At 42.8% G+C, this 16,245-nt stretch carries 13 protein-coding genes and 1 pseudogene; 9 read left to right on the top strand and 5 right to left on the bottom strand.

Going from position 1 to position 16,245, the window contains the following annotated elements:
* The first annotated feature begins 4 nt into the window (after positions 1 to 4).
* Positions 5 to 916: a putative metalloprotease CJM1_0395 family protein gene (locus C2M32_RS02275; protein ID WP_105166902.1), complete on the top strand. Its 912-nt coding sequence runs from the start codon at positions 5 to 7 to the stop codon at positions 914 to 916.
* A gap of 45 nt (positions 917 to 961) precedes the next feature.
* Here C2M32_RS02275 and C2M32_RS02280 read toward each other — a convergent pair.
* Together C2M32_RS02280 and greB are read right to left on the bottom strand one after the other, a co-directional pair.
* Positions 962 to 3,279 (bottom strand): annotated as a pseudogene (locus C2M32_RS02280) (Tex family protein).
* A gap of 94 nt (positions 3,280 to 3,373) precedes the next feature.
* Positions 3,374 to 3,847: a transcription elongation factor GreB gene (gene greB / locus C2M32_RS02285; RefSeq protein ID WP_105166903.1), complete on the bottom strand. Its 474-nt coding sequence runs from the start codon at positions 3,845 to 3,847 to the stop codon at positions 3,374 to 3,376.
* 185 nt (positions 3,848 to 4,032) lie between these two features.
* On the opposite strand from greB, the gene ompR reads away from it, so the two are divergent.
* From ompR to C2M32_RS02300, 3 genes are read left to right on the top strand one after another with little or no spacing between them, the layout of a single operon-like run.
* The gene (gene ompR / locus C2M32_RS02290; protein ID WP_105166904.1) at positions 4,033 to 4,752 is read left to right on the top strand and encodes an osmolarity response regulator transcription factor OmpR; all 720 of its coding nucleotides are present in this window, start codon (positions 4,033 to 4,035) and stop codon (positions 4,750 to 4,752) included.
* A 9-nt stretch (positions 4,753 to 4,761) separates the two neighbouring features.
* The gene (envZ, locus tag C2M32_RS02295) at positions 4,762 to 6,066 is read left to right on the top strand and encodes a two-component system sensor histidine kinase EnvZ (protein ID WP_105166905.1); all 1,305 of its coding nucleotides are present in this window, start codon (positions 4,762 to 4,764) and stop codon (positions 6,064 to 6,066) included.
* An 18-nt stretch (positions 6,067 to 6,084) separates the two neighbouring features.
* On the top strand, positions 6,085 to 6,843 hold the full coding sequence (locus C2M32_RS02300) for an NADP-binding protein (RefSeq protein WP_199886096.1): 759 nt from the start codon (positions 6,085 to 6,087) through the stop codon (positions 6,841 to 6,843).
* A 65-nt stretch (positions 6,844 to 6,908) separates the two neighbouring features.
* Here the strand turns inward: C2M32_RS02300 and hutC are convergent, their stop codons facing one another.
* Positions 6,909 to 7,622 carry a histidine utilization repressor gene (hutC, locus tag C2M32_RS02305; protein ID WP_105166907.1) on the bottom strand — a complete coding sequence of 238 codons (714 nt, stop codon included), beginning with the start codon at positions 7,620 to 7,622 and terminating at the stop codon, positions 6,909 to 6,911.
* 109 nt (positions 7,623 to 7,731) lie between these two features.
* Between hutC and hutI the strand changes: the two genes are divergently transcribed.
* Together hutI and C2M32_RS02315 are read left to right on the top strand one after the other, a co-directional pair.
* A complete protein-coding gene (gene hutI, locus C2M32_RS02310) occupies positions 7,732 to 8,961 on the top strand; it encodes an imidazolonepropionase (protein ID WP_105166908.1) in 1,230 nt (409 codons plus the stop codon).
* Between the two features lie 20 nt (positions 8,962 to 8,981).
* A complete protein-coding gene (locus C2M32_RS02315; protein WP_105166909.1) occupies positions 8,982 to 10,745 on the top strand; it encodes a GGDEF domain-containing phosphodiesterase in 1,764 nt (587 codons plus the stop codon).
* Here C2M32_RS02315 and C2M32_RS02320 read toward each other — a convergent pair whose 3' ends face one another.
* Together C2M32_RS02320 and rraA are read right to left on the bottom strand one after the other, a co-directional pair.
* Entirely contained in the window at positions 10,746 to 11,795 is a 1,050-nt protein-coding gene (locus C2M32_RS02320) for a formimidoylglutamase (protein WP_105166910.1), read from the bottom strand.
* Positions 11,796 to 11,801: 6 nt separating this feature from the next.
* Entirely contained in the window at positions 11,802 to 12,302 is a 501-nt protein-coding gene (gene rraA, locus C2M32_RS02325) for a ribonuclease E activity regulator RraA (protein ID WP_105166911.1), read from the bottom strand.
* Positions 12,303 to 12,467: 165 nt separating this feature from the next.
* Between rraA and C2M32_RS02330 the strand changes: the two genes are divergently transcribed.
* The 3 genes from C2M32_RS02330 to C2M32_RS02340 all read left to right on the top strand — a co-directional run bounded on the left by C2M32_RS02330 (position 12,468) and on the right by C2M32_RS02340 (position 16,035).
* Positions 12,468 to 12,989, top strand: a complete 522-nt coding sequence (locus tag C2M32_RS02330; RefSeq protein ID WP_105166912.1) for a phosphatase PAP2 family protein — start codon at positions 12,468 to 12,470, stop codon at positions 12,987 to 12,989.
* The gene (locus tag C2M32_RS02335) at positions 12,986 to 14,038 is read left to right on the top strand and encodes an MJ1255/VC2487 family glycosyltransferase (protein ID WP_105166913.1); all 1,053 of its coding nucleotides are present in this window, start codon (positions 12,986 to 12,988) and stop codon (positions 14,036 to 14,038) included. The genes C2M32_RS02330 and C2M32_RS02335 overlap by 4 nt, the downstream gene beginning before the upstream one ends.
* A gap of 116 nt (positions 14,039 to 14,154) precedes the next feature.
* On the top strand, positions 14,155 to 16,035 hold the full coding sequence (locus tag C2M32_RS02340) for a methyl-accepting chemotaxis protein (RefSeq protein WP_105166914.1): 1,881 nt from the start codon (positions 14,155 to 14,157) through the stop codon (positions 16,033 to 16,035).
* Positions 16,036 to 16,245: the final 210 nt, after the last annotated feature.

Genomic DNA, 16,245 nt, shown 5'->3' on the forward strand with positions numbered 1-16,245 from the left:
TGTTATGAACATAGTAACGCCTCCACCGGCGATGAACCTCAACACAGCAAACGTTTATACCGAGACGGCTAAGCGTGACAACCAGCTGCGTGAAATAATTCCTAAAGCTCCTCCAACCTCAGCCAGTTTTACAGAAAACAAACCTGCTAATGAGGGAGACAAGACTAAGGCAAATTCGCCCGATGAGTCTTCTTTGTACACAAATAACGGTCAGTTGGCTAAAAACAAAACCATAGAAGAGAAAGAGCAACAAGGACAACAGCAAGGCCAGCAGCAGGGTAGCGACCAAGAAGAGAAGAAAGAATCTCGCTCAGAGAGTGAGGAAAAGGCACAACAGCAAGAAATTCAAGAGCTCAAAGCTAGGGACCAAGAGGTTCGTCTACATGAGCAAGCGCATGCTCGAGTTGGCGGCCAGTACGCTGGTTCACCTAGTTATGAGTATCAGCGTGGCCCTGACGGTAACAATTATGCCGTTGGTGGTGAGGTTATGATTGACGTTGCAGAGGTTCCGGGAGATCCAAAGCAAACTATCGATAAGATGCAAACGGTCAGAGCGGCGGCACTAGCTCCAGCGGAACCATCAGGCGCAGATCGTGCTATCGCGGCAGATGCAACGCAGAAAATATCAGCTGCACAAGCTGAACTTGCGAAACAACAGATCAGTGGCGATGATGGCGAGCAAGACTCAGCCAGTAGCATTGGTACGTATCAGACTCGACGTTTGAAAGATGATGAGGAAGAAGATAGGCTAGTTCAAAAAGAGCGAGCAGCTCTTAGAGATGATGCGGATCCATATGCGGTTGCGTTACCTATCGAACGAGATCCACAGATACAAGCGAGAGCGCTTAGGATTAACGATTTTTATCAACATATAGCTTCACCCGATACGCCAGCTTCACTGTCACTTCGGGTATAGCTTCTAAACCAAAAAGGCCGCATCATGAGATGCGGCTTTTTTCATTTACTTTTTCAACTTAGCGAACGCTTCTGCAAAAGCATTCCCCATCGCAGCGTTGCCTGCGTCTCGTTTAGGTTTTGGCTTGTTGGTCGCTTTAGTATGCGCCGCTTTTTTCTGCGGAGCATTCTGTTGAGCAGTTTTTGGTGCGTTATGAACGTCATCATCTAAGCGCATGGTAAAGCTAATACGCTTTCGAGGTGCATCTACCTCAATGACTTTTACTTTCACAATGTCACCAGCTTTCACTACTTCTCGCGGGTCAGAGATAAACTTATTGGTGATAGCGGAGATGTGAACGAGGCCATCTTGGTGTACGCCCACGTCAACAAATGCACCAAAGTTGGCAACATTAGATACAACACCTTCTAAAATCATACCCACTTTCAAATCATTGATGGTCTCGACACCGGCTTTAAAAGTCGCGGTTTTGAACTCTGGGCGTGGATCACGACCTGGTTTATCTAGCTCTTTGATAATATCCGTCACAGTCGGCAAACCAAAGGTGTCGCTAGTAAAATCGTTGGCAACCAATGAATTAAGCAACTCCGTATTACCGATCAAGATTGTGACTGGAATCTGTTTTGTTTCGCAAATCTGTTTGACAACCGGATAGGCTTCTGGGTGTACTGCTGAGCTATCCAGTGGGTCTTTACCATTTAAGATCCGTAAAAGCCTGCTGCTTGCTCGAATGCTTTAGGCCCTAGACGCTCTACTTTTTTGAGCTGACTACGGCTGGTGAATGAGCCATTTTCATCACGGTACTTTACAATGTTAGTAGCGAGTGTTTTATTTAATCCAGACACGCGAGTTAGTAAAGGAATTGAGGCTGTGTTTACATCCACACCTACAGAGTTTACACAGTCTTCAACCACAGAGGTCAAACTTTGTCCCAATTGGCTTTGTGAAACATCGTGTTGATACTGACCTACACCGATAGACTTGGGTTCTATTTTTACCAATTCAGCAAGCGGATCTTGCAGACGACGCGCAATTGAAACTGCACCGCGCAGCGATACATCTAAATCTGGGAATTCATTCGCAGCGAACTCTGAAGCTGAATATACCGAAGCACCAGCTTCGCTGACCATTACTTTGTTAAGCTTTAACTCAGCTGCACTTTTAAGTAATTCTGTGGCGAGTTTGTCGGTTTCTCTAGACGCCGTGCCATTACCTATTGCGATGAGTTCAACTTTATGTTGACGACATACCTGTTCCAATGTGCGTAAGGATTTATCCCAATGGTTTTGCGGAGCGTGTGGATAAATGGTGTTTGTTGCTAACAGTTTTCCTGTTGCATCAACGACAGCAACTTTACAGCCTGTACGTAAACCGGGGTCAATGCCCATGGTTACACGGGGGCCTGCTGGAGCAGCCATAAGTAAGTCTTTTAGGTTTTTGGCAAAGACATCAATGGCATCTGTTTCAGCGTTTTCACGTAAAGAACCTAAAAATTCGTTTTCCAAGTGCAGAGCGAGCTTTACTTTCCAGGCCCACTGGACAACATTCATAAGCCATTGGCTTGCATTAGCATCACGTACATTGAGTTGATAATGATCTGCTATCATTTGGGCACAAAATTGCTGTGCATCCTCAACTTCTGGTTCAGGGTTTATCGCTAATTGAAGAATGCCTTCATTCCGAGCTCTAAGCATAGCGAGCGCTCTATGCGATGGGACTTTCAGTAATTTTTCACTGTGCTCGAAATAATCACGATATTTGCTGCCTGCTTCTTCTTTACCTGCGATAACTTTAGCTTCGAGTTGACCGTTTTGTTTGATATGGCGACGGAACTTTGCAAGTAGCTTAGCATCTTCCGCGAATCGCTCCATTAGAATAAATTTTGCGCCATCAAGCGCTGCCTTGGTATCTTCTATGCCTTGCTCTTTATTTATAAACGGTTGAGCTTCTTGTTCCGGATCTAATGTATGATCGCTAAACAATGCATCTGCGAGAGGTTCTAAGCCAGCTTCAATTGCAATTTGCCCTTTAGTTCTGCGTTTGGGCTTATATGGAAGGTATAGATCTTCCAACTCAGTTTTGCTTTGTGCTTCATTGATATCAGAGGTTAACGAATCCGTTAATTTACCTTGCTCAGCAATGGTATTGAGTATAAACGTACGGCGCTCTTCCAATTCGCGCAAATAACTTAATCTCTGCTCTAGTAGGCGTAATTGGGTATCATCTAGTCCACCTGTCACCTCTTTACGATAACGTGCGATAAAAGGGACTGTTGCTCCTTCGTCAAGTAACGCGGTTGCCGCGATCACCTGTTGCTCTTTGGCGTTTAGCTCTTGTGCTAAACGAGCCGAGATGTTGCTCATGCAAAATCCTTATAAAGTTCAGTTACATACGCATGGCCAACCGGCGTAAGCGTAAATAAGTCAAATCATACCATAGCCACATTGAATAAGAAGCTTAGATACAATATTCAATACTGTTTATAAACCAGGTTTTTTCTCCCTCAGGAGTATGAACGCTAAATTCATCGTCTACTTGTTTGCCAAGTAGAGCGCGCGCCATCGGGGCATCAATGGAGATATAATCTTTACGGTCATATATCTCGTCAGGGCCAACAATTCTAAAGCGTTTGACATCACCTTGTTCATTTTCTATTTCAACCCAAGCGCCAAAATAGACTTTCCCTGCCTGTTGTTCAGAATATTCAACAATTTTCAGGTCAGGCAAACGCTTGCGTAAATAGCGTACACGACGGTCTATTTGTCTGAGTAAACGTTTGTTAAACGTGTAATCCGCATTTTCAGAACGATCACCTAAGCTGGCTGCCCACGAAACAATTTTTGTTATTTCGGGTCTTTTTTCATGCCAAAGGTGGTCATGTTCTTGTTGAAGTTGTCGATAGCCCTCAGGGGTGATCAGGTTGGTTTTCATATTTTGCTATTTTCAGGTTCGTGAACGTAATAATACGCGTCAGATTGTACTCAAGGCTATAGTGAATGGCACTCATTATTCAACTTGTAACGTTCGGTAACAAAAGTTCTTATATGGTATGGTGTCTAGTTAGGCATTTTTCAATTATATTAAGCCAAGGTGTTTAATAACAAGAAGAACATAGTATGGGAAATGAAACTACCAAGGTGCTGGTTGTTGATGACGACATGCGTTTACGCAGCCTTTTAGAGCGTTACCTAGTGGAACAAGGGTTTATCGTACGTACCGCTGCAAATAGTGAGCAAATGGATAGGCTATTGGAGCGTGAAAATTTTCATTTAATGGTTCTTGATCTAATGCTACCCGGAGAGGATGGGTTGTCGATTTGTCGTCGTTTAAGACAAAAAGAGAATGAGATTCCTATTGTGATGCTAACTGCTAAAGGTGACGAAGTAGATCGTATCATCGGGTTAGAGCTGGGTGCTGACGACTATATTCCCAAGCCATTCAATCCTAGAGAGTTACTTGCTAGGATCAAAGCGATATTGCGTCGTCGAGCTAAAGAGGTACCTGGCGCGCCTTCTGCTGAAGAAAATGAAGTTGCATTTGGCATATTTAAATTGAATTTGGCCACGCGCGAGATGCATAAGGGTGATGAGGTACTGTCTTTGACCAGCGGTGAATTTGCGGTTTTAAAGGCTTTGGTTAGCCATCCTAGAGAGCCACTCAGTCGAGACAAATTAATGAATTTGGCTCGTGGAAGAGACTATAGTGCACTTGAGCGTAGTATTGATGTACAAGTATCTAGGCTTCGTCGCATGATTGAAGAAGATGCTGCAAATCCGCGTTACATACAAACAGTATGGGGTCTGGGTTATGTGTTTGTGCCAGATGGTCAGAAATAGTTATTGGCTATGAGTTTATTTCCTAGAAGTGCCTTTGGGCAAACTGTGTTTTTTGTCGGGGCACTGCTACTTTTAAACCAAATAGTGTCCTACATCACCGTCACTCTTTATGTCTTTAAGCCCACTTTTGAGCAAGTGAATTTAATGCTCGCTAAGCAGGTTAAAACCGTGTTTATTGATTGGGAGGATGGGGTTGAAGTTAACGATGACCTTTCAAATAAGTTCTTTGAGATCACAGGGATCGAGGTGATGACTCAGCGTCAAGCCTATATAAATGGCTTGGATAGAGCGAAAGAGTATAGCTTGCTTTCGAAGAGTATGTCTGAGCAGTTGAATGGTTCGGCAAGAGTGAGGATCAGCCAAGGCGATCCAATCGTATATTGGGTTGAAGCACCACAAGCTCCGGGTTATTGGGTAAGAGTACCGTTAACAGGACTAAGTGAAACCAAGTTAGAATTTTTAGTGTTTTACCTCTCCAGTATTGGTTTTTTAAGTGTGCTAGGAGGATGGTGGTTTGCACGTCACTTGAACAGGCCACTTAAAGCATTACAAACGGCTGCAGGCCGTGTGGGTGTCGGGGATTTCTCTACTCGTTTAGTTGAAGATGGCTCCACAGAAGTTATCGAAGTTACTAGAGCGTTCAATCAAATGTCTAAGGGGATTGCGCAATTAGAGAATGATCGCAGACTCCTTATGGCCGGCGTTTCTCATGACTTACGCACTCCGCTTACTCGCATTCGCTTAGCCACTGAAATGATGGCTGATGAGGAAGATTACTTAAAAGAAGGGATCATCGCTGACATTGAAGATATGAACGCGATAATAGACCAGTTTATTGAGTATTTGCGCCATCATCATAGTGGTAAAATGACCGCAGAAGACATAAATGCGCTAGTTGAAGATGTTGTTCAGGCAGAGAAAAAACATAAACGCACAATACGGTTTACCCAAGCCGAAAATACCCCTCCTGTACTGATGAATACGGTTGCTCTTAAGCGTGTGGTAACCAATATGATAGAAAATGCTATCCGTTATTCTGATGCTGCAATTGAAGTAAGCACGCACTACAGCCCACGAGAAAGGGAAGTTACAATCAAAGTTAAAGACAGAGGCCCAGGTATTCCAGAGTCGGAGCTTGAAAGTGTGTTTGAACCTTTTAAACAAGGGGACCAAGCGAGAGGTAGTGAGGGGAGTGGTCTAGGTTTGGCAATAATCAAGCGTATTGTTACCACTCATGGTGGTAAAGTCCGCTTGAGAAACAGAGAACAAGGAGGATTAAGTGCTGAAGTCGTGTTGCCTACCACAAAAAGTTAATAAGGTTAAATCATTGCTATGAACAAACTAGTAGTACTAGGAGCTGGCTGGTTAGGTCAGCCGCTATGCTTGCAAGCAATAGCTCAAGGGTGGCAAGTTGAAGGTACTCGGACAAGACCCACTCAAAGCAGTGACTTTGAACGCCCGTTTTACCTAGATGAAGGAGTTGTACAGCACCGTATTACGCTACGAGATGCATGGTGGCTATGTGCGATTCCACCAAGGGCTCGCAGTGCAGAAAGTAATTATTTAGAGACCCTTGGTCAGGCATTACTTTTGAGCAAAGAGATGGATTGTAAGGGCTTTTTATTGTGCTCAAGTACGGGCGTTTATAGTGATGACAGTGGGTGCTACAGTGAGCAAAGTGAGACCAGCCTTGCTTCACCAAGACAGCGAGTGTTGGTTGGTGCCGAGCAGCAGGTTTTGAACCATGGCGGGAAAGTGCTCAGGCTTGCAGGTTTGGTTGGTGAGGGCAGGGAACCTGGACGATTTGTTTCAGGTAAGCAGTTGCGCAGCTCGTCACAAGGCAGTGTTAATATGGTCCATCGGCAAGACGTGATCAATGCTATATTCACGATGCTTAATTGTTGGGATGACGCCCATGATATCTATAATCTGTGTTATCCATCTCACCCGAGCCGTCAAGCTTATTATCAGCAAAAATGTGAGCAATTGGGTACTTTGCCCCCGACCTTTGCAAGTGATGAGAAAGTAGAGCGGATCATAGACGGTTCGGCAATTTGTCGGTTGGATTTTCATTATCAACATAAAATATAAACAACCCTGATATAAATACATCATACGAGGAAAATGTAATCTTCCTCGTGAAAGAGATGTTACGTCTATTTTTTCTTAAAAGTTAAGTGACCACCAAGACGGTATTTACTTCCTGGTGAAATGAGGCGGGCGAAACTCACTATACCCGCAGAACTCCAAGTCCGGCGGATCACTTGCAAGCAAGGTTCCTCATTAAATAAGCCTAACCATTCACACACTTCGCTGCTTGGCATAATTGCTTCTACAGTGTGCCTCGCTTCGGTCAAAGGAGCGACTCGAGATAAATATTCGTGGGGTGTAAAATTGCTGAAGTCTTGCTGTAAGTAGTCACCTGCCAGAGTGGGGTTTACATAACGCTCTTCCACCTGCAGAGGGGTTTCATTTTCGTTATGGATCAATACACTGCGATATACTTGGCTGTCGATCTCTACGCCCAATGCTATTGCAATGGGTGCGATAGCTGCGATTGATTCTAACAATAAGACTGTACATGAATAACGGCCATTTCTTAATTGTACTTCGTCTGCAATGTTCTTTATTTCAAGTAGTGAAGACTGCGATTTAAAACTCGCAACAAATGTTCCAAGACCTTGGCTGCGAGTTAGTATGCCAGTATCGGTTAGCTCACTTAGCGCCCGTCTCGCAGTCATACGACTGACTGTAAACTGTTCAGCAAGTTCATTTTCTGAGGGAACCCTTTGGTTTTCTTGCCAGGCCCCTGCACGAATATTATCAATGATATACTGTTTTATTTGGGCAAATTTAGGTTGTGCGTCCAATATCCTAGGTACTCAGCTTATTTTTATAAAAATAAAGATGGCACACTTATATTGTATATACAAGTAAGCTTGCTACACTCCTAGCAACTTGATTTTTTCAGAGACTATTATGTTTGATGTAGATTTAGTGATCACCAACGCCACTTTGGCCACGATGGATGCCGATATACCTGCACCGTATGGTTTGATAGAGCAAGGGGCTGTGATGATTAAGGATGGAAATATTGTCTGGCTCGGGCATATGCAAGATATACCTAAGTTTGATGCTTTGGCGACTCCACTTCACGATGCAAAAGGGCAGTTATTAACCCCAGGTTTAATTGACTGTCATACTCATATTTTGTTTTCTGGCAACCGCGCCGCAGAGTTTGAGCAACGTTTAAATGGGGTATCGTATCAACAAATCGCTCAGCAAGGCGGAGGGATTGCAAGTACGGTTCGAGCAACCCGTGAGGCAGATATTGAAACACTCTTTGTGGTTGGCAAGGAGCGGCTGAACAGTTTATTACGAGAGGGGGTCACCACTGTTGAAAGTAAATCTGGGTATGGACTTGATTGCGAAAATGAAATAAAGCTTTTAAAAGTCAACCAGCTACTAAATGAACATCATCCAGTTGATGTGCAGAGTACATTTTTAGGGGCGCACGCATTACCCCCTGAGTACAAAAACCGGGCAGATGATTATATTACTCTCGTTTGTGAAGAGATGATGCCAAAGGTAGCACAGCAGCAGCTAGCTGTGGCGGTCGATGTTTTTTGTGAAAATGTAGGTTTTAGTTATGAACAAACCAAACGTGTGTTTACTAAAGCAAAACAGTTGGGCCTAAAAATAAAGTGTCATGCTGAACAATTATCAAATCAACATGGTAGTGAATTGGTTGCAGAGTTTGCTGGTTTATCAGCAGATCACATAGAGTACTTAGATGAGCGAGGTGTTATTGCAATGGCAAAAGCTGGTACAACGGCTGTTGTATTGCCTGGGGCCTTTTATTTTTTACGTGAAACACAACTGCCGCCGATTGAATTACTGCGAAAGCACCAAGTGCCAATGGCAATAGCGAGCGACTTTAACCCTGGCACCGCCCCCTTATGTTCGTTGAGGTTAATGCTTAACATGGCTTGTACATTGTTTAAAATGACACCGCTTGAGACATTGCAAGGAGTCACAGTCAATGCTGCTAAAGCTCTGGGGTTGAGTGACCGTGGAGTGCTTAAAGTTGGCATGCGAGCGGATATCGCTGCGTGGCAAGTAGAGCACCCAGCTCAACTTAGCTACCAATTTGGTGTCAGCGACCTGTCAAATCTATGGATCTCGGGTAAACTTATTAACTACTCATAGATTATTATTATGGTGAGTGGGTGTTAGTACTAATTTCTACTTGGTTGGCCCCAACTTTTAGTAATGTGAATATCGGTGTTATGTCGCTACTTGAAGCGATGCTGCTTGGAGGTGTATTCACAGCAGGCATTATGCTCACTATAGTTGCACGAGAAGCGCTACTAAAAGGGTTGCATGCAGCCCTTTGCGCCATCACCTTATTACTATTGTCATTAAACATTCCACTAGCAATATATTTGCTTGCGATCGTATTTGCTGTTTATTTTATTTACTCCCTTTCATTTACTTCTCCTTGGCCAGCAAGGGTCATTGCAATATGCACATGTTTGTATGCGGTATTATTATGTGGTTACTTACTTGCTCAATGGCCGATAACTCTTACAGCAACAGCTTTGTTCCCTATATATTTTGGACTTATGTATGCGTTAAGCGATGATTACAACGCTGAGCAGCCTCTCGATAATGAACAAGAGAGAGGTAAAGTTGGCAATGCTCTCGGTTTGCCAGATAGAGCAAGCTTGCGCCAAGCTTATGAAATCCAGCGTAACCTTGACCCTGGTGCTGCTATATTGGTGGTGATATTCCTCGAGGGAGTAGAGCAGGTTAATCGACAGCTAGGACGGGAGTTTGGTGATACCTTGCTATCTGAATCGGCAAACCGTATTAAACAGCAACTACATAGTAACGATATTTTTCCTATTCCGCACGGAAACTCAGTGTCTAGATTAGCTCATCTAGGAGGGCTTCATTTTGCGTTTGTGTGCCGCCTTGCCCGTTACGAGCATCTTCACGAGCAGCTTATTGACGATATACTGCAATGTACTTTACAGCCATTCTTTGTCGGTAATTGCACCCTTGAGATCTCGGCAAGAGCCAGTTATGTGCATTGCGATGAGGAGCTAGGTCAATTTGATAGTCTTATAGCGTGTGCTTATCTAGCATTAGACAAAATGCCTGGAAGCGCTATTTGTGCCTATCAGCAAAACATGCAAATTTCCCAAGTAGATCAGCAAATGCGGTTAAGAGAGCTTGCAGATATCGCAATCAATGAGGCATTTGAGATTTATTTTCAGCCAGCATTTACTCATCCAAGTGGAGAAATTGCCTATCTGGAATTGTTATTGCGATGGCCACATCCTAAACATGGTCTATTAGATGCAGAGCAATTTATTGATGATGTCCGCTTAGCTGGATTAGCTACGCCCGTGGCACACTTCGTTATAGAGCGGGCGGCTGAAATTGCCATGGCATTAAAAATGGAAGATATACAAGTACCATTGACCGTGAACGTATTCGGGCCTGAAATTTTTCGTGATGGCTTTTTAGATTTTATGGAGCACGTATTATTAGAGCATTACTTACAAGCTGGTGAAATTCATTTGGAGTACCCATCATCTTTGCTTGAAAATATGGATAAGAAAAGTCAAAGTCGTATCGAAGAGTTACGTCAACTCGGAGTTGATGTTGGTATTGATAGATTTGGAGACTATCCAATTACTCTCAATAGTCTTGCAGACTTACGAGTTGACTATATCAAATTGTCACCGATTTTAACTCAGCTTCCCAAGCCACAGGGGATCGACAAAGTGCTTACCGATATGATAGCGATGCAGCAACTACGTGGTATTAAAGTGATGTGCAAGGGCGTGGAAAGCGAGCAACAGCTAGCACTCGCTAAAAAGTTGAACTGCGATGCAATACAAGGACATCATTTAGCTTCACCAATGAATACCAAGAACATCATGAGCTGGTTACATCAGTGGCACTTGCAACGTAACAGCTAATTAATCAGCCTTGCCCTTGAGATAGCTACAGACAAGCCCACTTAATACCTGACCAGCTTCTAGCATACCTTGATTTAATCCATATGGGTGATTGGCTGGCGCTGCTTCACATAAATGTAAGTAGCTTGAACTGGACTGCTGTGCGCCAAGGTAAACAAAATGCTCAGCATCACTTACGTTAAAGCCGCAATTTGTGAAAGCGCTGACAGGCATATAACTAATGCTATCTACGTCAACTTCAATCCCTAATGGCGCTTTATTCGCGAAACGATTTAAGCCAATTTCGCAGGCTTTAGTCAGGGAACACTCCCTACTTACCTGAATTTCCTGATAGCTGGTAAAACTGAAATTAGCTTTTTTAAGTGCCGTTACTATCGCTTGATTATTTTTTTGCTCGTGTAGGCCTACAACATGGTAATCGGCCAAAAATGATTGCTCGTAAGCATAATGAAAGCCATTACCGCTATGTCTGCCTTCAAGGGCTCTAAAATCGGCATGAGGATCAAAGTTAATAGCGTTACATGGTACACCAGTAGTTTGAGAAAGTGCTTTTAATATGCCATAACAGTTATTGTGGCCGCCACCAATAATAATGGGTTCAAGCCCCGCAGCAAATATCATCGCTAAAACATGTGATACTCTAGCGTCTAGCTGTTCGCACAAATTTCTCAAAGCAGTTAATTGTTCTGGATGTGAGTTGTCCAGTTGGTCACTAAGTTGTTGGAGATCATCACAATCTATTTCGCCAAGCAAAAGCACATTATTCGGTGTCAGAAAGTCATTGCACGGCAGATTCAAAAAGCGTTGTAGGAATGCTTGCCATCCAAGTGTTGCACCGCCCTTTCCGCAATTAGCTCTGGGACCAAAGTCTTCATTTATGCCCAATAATACATACTTAATACCAAACGCAGCCGCATCTTTGAGTGCTGACTGTAATTGTGAATTTGGATCTAAAAATGTGAGTGCTTGCCAAAAACGTTGTTCATTTTCGCGTGTAGTAGTGAGGCTAGTGATATCAGCCTCACTATAAACATGTAACCAACTAGCCATATAAGATTATTCTTGCTCTTCAGGTTCTAGTAATAATTCATCGGCAGATATAATAATGCCAGTGCTGTCAGCATATAAAAAGTCATCCTCAAAGAATGACACACCCGCAAAGTTGACAGGAATGCCTTGTTCACCAGAGCCTTCACTGTCTGCTGCAACTGGAATGGAAGCGATGGCTTGAATGCCGATATCACATTCTTCTAGCTCATCAACATGGCGCACAGCACCATAGACAACAATACCCTGCCAATTGTTTTCGACAGCGAGTTCAGCGAGATCAATGTCAATGAGCGCGCGTCGTGTGGAACCTCCACCGTCTATTAACAAGACACAATCGGTGCCATCTTGCTCCAACATGCTCTGGATAAGCTCGTTATTTTCAAAACACTTAACGGTTTTAATGCGGCCACTAAAAGCAGGTTGACCCCCAAAGTTGATGAACATAGGCTCGAGCACATCAACCACATCGGCAAAGTGATCACATAAGTCGGAAGTGCTGTAATCCATAACTATTATCCTCTGAAAATAACATTAAGTCAGGCTCAGTATACTCGCATATGACGCCTTAGCAATGGTAAACAGTAACTTACATATTAGTGTCTTAAAATTGTCACAGTTTTGTTATTTACCTCTTCTATTCTGAGTTAATACGCAGCATGTGAGTAAGATGTTATGAAAAGTAAGCTGGCACAGCTTGATACAGCGTTATATTTTGCGGTTTTCACCCCAAGCCCAAAGCACTGGTGGAGACTTATCGCACTAGGGTTTTCAAAAAGCGGTAATGGTGGTCTATATGTTCTGATGGCACTGCTATGTGCAATATTTTTAGAACAATTAGGGCAGTTATTTGCTTTAACGACGGTGCTTGCGTTTGCAATGGAGCGGCCAATTTATTTTTATGTAAAAAATCGCATCGCCAGAGTGCGTCCGTGCGATTGTTTTGCTCAAAAAGCATTACTTACACCGAGCGATAAATTTAGCTTGCCATCTGGACACAGCGCTGGTGCTTGGTTATATGCTACGTGTCTATCTGAGCATTTACCTATTTTATCAATTCCACTGATTATTTGGGCAATTGGTGTGTCGTTATCTCGTGTTGTTGTTGGCGTACATTACCCATTAGATGTGATTGTTGGTGCATTGATGGGAGTTGGATGTGCAAGTTTGGCGATTGGTATAGTAGGAACGCTATGAAAATATTGTATGGAGTACAAGGTACAGGAAATGGTCATACAACTCGGGCTCGCGTGATGGCTGCGTGCTTTACGGAACTTGGTGTCGAGGTGGATTACTTTTTCTCGGGGCGAGCGCGGGAAAAGTATTTTGATATGGATGTATTTGGAAGTTACCAAAGTAGGGACGGGTTAAGCTTTGCTTCTCAGGGAGGACAAATCGACAAGTTAGGCACACTCAAGCAACTGAAAATAGGTAAGTTATTTAGAGATATAAGACAGTTGAACTTATCTAAATATGATCTAGTGGTCAATGATTTCGAACCCATAACGGCATGGGCCGCTAAATTTGCGAAAGTGCCTGTTATCGCGATGAGTCATCAAGCATCGTTTTTATTCCCAGAAGTGCCACTTGAGGGGGGAGGATTTCTGACCCGTCGCCTAATGAAGCAGTTTGCACCAGCAGATATTCATTTAGGGGTTCATTGGCAACCTTTTACGAAAAATATAATACCCCCTTTCATTCCATATGAAGCGCCTGATACTCAATGTCAGTCCATTGCTAATAAAATACTCGTATATCTCCCTTTTGAGGAACTGTCGAAGATAATTGACCTACTTAGAGATTTTCCGGATAAGGAGTTCTATTGTTACCACCCGGACGCGCAGGATCAGTCGTTGTCAAATGTACATTTACGTGCTCCAAGTCGAGATGGCTTTTTAAAGGATTTGGCAAATACCAGTGGCATAGTCGCTAATGCAGGTTTTGAGCTATCTAGCGAAGCAATGAAATTTGGTAAGAAACTGCTACTAAAACCACTTAGTGGTCAATTTGAACAGCTCACAAATGCAATAACATTAGAGAGTATGGGAAGAGCTAAAGTGATGCATTATCTCAGCTCCAACGCACTGGAAGAGTTTTTGGAGTTACCAATGGCTAATATTGTACATTTTCCGTCAGACCCTACTCCTTTGGTTCATTGGTTGATGAATCGCCAGTGGCATGATGTCGAGTCTTTGCATAATCAATTATGGTCGGTTGTTGAGGGCGCATCTTCAGATGCTGCATAATCGTGAATGTATTATCCCTCTTTTCGGTAAATTTCATTTAGTGCAATTTTAACAGAAGCAGTGAAGAAACATCTCAGCTATACTTTGCCCTAGATTAGCAATAACTAGGTAAAGGTATGGCTTTGTTAGAAAATCTCACTATCAAACGGCGACTACAGCTCAACGCATTGGTTGTTGGGGTTGCATTAATTGTAATGTTAGTTGTAATTATTTACGAAGCGCGAACAATGCTTCAGCTTAATAATGGTATTCAGTATTCGAAAGAGTTAGATGCTCATGAACTAACAATGCGAAAGCATGAGAAAAACTTCTTATTTTACAAAGAAGAAGATGCTCTAGAGCAATTTAATCAAGAGTATACTGAGTTGAAAGGAACAATCGCTCAATTGGAGAAGATTTTTGATGACTTTGGTATTGATAAAGCTAAAATTATTGAGTTCAAACGGTTAGCCGAACAGTATAATGCTGATTTTCAGAATGTTGTTGAACTGCAAAAAGCTATTGGCATGCATCCTAAACATGCCTTGTATGGTGAGCTAAGAAGCGCGGTGCATGAAGTTGAAACGTTACTTAAAGAGCGTGAAAACTATGAGCTACTGGCTACCATGTTGCAGTTACGTCGTGCAGAAAAAGACTTTATGCTGCGCTTAGACTTGAAGTACTTATCTAAGTTTTCTGATCTAGTGAATAGTTTTTCAAAGCAAATCAAAGCTGCTGGTTTTCCGAGCAATTATGAAGCTGATTTACTGCGCTTATTATCTGAATATCAAGGTAAATTTAAAGCGCTTGTTGATGCTCAGGTTAAGCTTGGCTTACATCTAGAGGATGGCGCACTAGGTAAAATGAAGAAAAGTGTCGAGGCAAGTGAGAGGCTAGTAACAGATGTTGTCAATCTTACTAAGCAGGCGATTGAGGAAAGTTCTAGTAGCGTTCAATATATTGCTTTCGTTATTTTCGGCGTAGCTGCGCTGTTTGTAATGGTACTTGTATTATCAACCAGTAACTCGATTATCAGACCAGTAGAGCGTGTCTATCTTACAATAGAAAGAATACGTAGAGAAAATAACTTGGGACTGACGATTGAGCAAAGTGGTAATGACGAAATTACGATTATGACAAGAGACTTTAATAGCTTAATAAATGACTTTAAGATATTAATTTCCGAGGTTAATAGTGCTTTGAGCACAATTAATGACGCTACCTCTCATTTAACAGAATCTACAGCTCAGACTAGCGCCGGCATGAATGAGCAGCTTCATGAGGCCGATATGGTTGCAACTGCTGCGACTGAAATGCAAGCGACGATACAAGATATTTCTCACAACACAGAAGCGGCTTCTCAAAAAGCTGAGTCTACGAATGGCAATGCACAGCAAGGCCGTAATGAAGTGGATGCCACAATCAAGCATATTATCGCTCTATCAGAATCACTAAGTGGTGCATCTGATGTAGTATCACAGCTAGAAAAAGATGGTGAAACGATAGGTTCTGTTCTTGATGTAATACGTGGTATAGCAGAGCAAACTAATTTGCTTGCCTTGAATGCAGCGATTGAAGCCGCTCGTGCTGGCGAACAAGGTCGTGGTTTTGCGGTGGTAGCTGATGAAGTTCGTTCTCTCGCTCAGCGTACTCAAGACTCAACACAAGAGATTGAAAGTATTATCTCTACGTTGCAACAAAGAACTAGAGAAGTTGTCAACATTATGCAGCAGTGCCGAGATCAAGGAGCAGAAAGTGTCGCGCAGGCGGAGAAAGCGGGAGAGTTACTTGGCATGATCACTGAAGACGTACAAACAATTATGGATATGAGTACGCATATTGCTACTGCAATTGATGAACAAAATCAGGTTGCAAGTGAAGTTAATCAAAATGTAGTTCGTATTAGAGATATAGCCCAAGTGGCCTCTCAACATGCTAATTCAAATGCGCAAAGTAGTGAAGAAGTGGCGGAGCAAGCCAAAGTCTTACGAGATGCGGTTGCCAAATATAAAGTATAAGTCTGTTTCTATAACGAAATGCCGCTATTATATAGCGGCATTTTTTATTTAAAGAGCAAAATTGAAACACGAAAACTGACTATTATTGGTGTTTTAGTATGGATTTTGCTCAAACTATCCGTTTTTATCACTTTTCTTCAAAAATTCCTCAAAAACCGCTTGCGCTTTTTATTCGCCGCCCTATAATGCGACCCCACTGACACGGAGCGC

Source organism: Pseudoalteromonas sp. T1lg23B, assembly GCF_002964665.1.
Classification (GTDB): Bacteria; Pseudomonadota; Gammaproteobacteria; order Enterobacterales; family Alteromonadaceae; genus Pseudoalteromonas.

What these genes read in the sequence shown, in the direction of transcription:
- C2M32_RS02275 (WP_105166902.1), top strand. Translation starts at nt 5, where the DNA reads ATGAACATAGTAACGCCTCCACCGGCGATGAACCTCAACACAGCAAAC.
- greB (WP_105166903.1), bottom strand. Translation starts at nt 3,847, where the DNA reads ATGAAAACCAACCTGATCACCCCTGAGGGCTATCGACAACTTCAACAA.
- ompR (WP_105166904.1), top strand. Translation starts at nt 4,033, where the DNA reads ATGGGAAATGAAACTACCAAGGTGCTGGTTGTTGATGACGACATGCGT.
- envZ (WP_105166905.1), top strand. Translation starts at nt 4,762, where the DNA reads ATGAGTTTATTTCCTAGAAGTGCCTTTGGGCAAACTGTGTTTTTTGTC.
- C2M32_RS02300 (WP_199886096.1), top strand. Translation starts at nt 6,085, where the DNA reads ATGAACAAACTAGTAGTACTAGGAGCTGGCTGGTTAGGTCAGCCGCTA.
- hutI (WP_105166908.1), top strand. Translation starts at nt 7,732, where the DNA reads ATGTTTGATGTAGATTTAGTGATCACCAACGCCACTTTGGCCACGATG.
- C2M32_RS02320 (WP_105166910.1), bottom strand. Translation starts at nt 11,795, where the DNA reads ATGGCTAGTTGGTTACATGTTTATAGTGAGGCTGATATCACTAGCCTC.
- rraA (WP_105166911.1), bottom strand. Translation starts at nt 12,302, where the DNA reads ATGGATTACAGCACTTCCGACTTATGTGATCACTTTGCCGATGTGGTT.
- C2M32_RS02330 (WP_105166912.1), top strand. Translation starts at nt 12,468, where the DNA reads ATGAAAAGTAAGCTGGCACAGCTTGATACAGCGTTATATTTTGCGGTT.
- C2M32_RS02335 (WP_105166913.1), top strand. Translation starts at nt 12,986, where the DNA reads ATGAAAATATTGTATGGAGTACAAGGTACAGGAAATGGTCATACAACT.
- C2M32_RS02340 (WP_105166914.1), top strand. Translation starts at nt 14,155, where the DNA reads ATGGCTTTGTTAGAAAATCTCACTATCAAACGGCGACTACAGCTCAAC.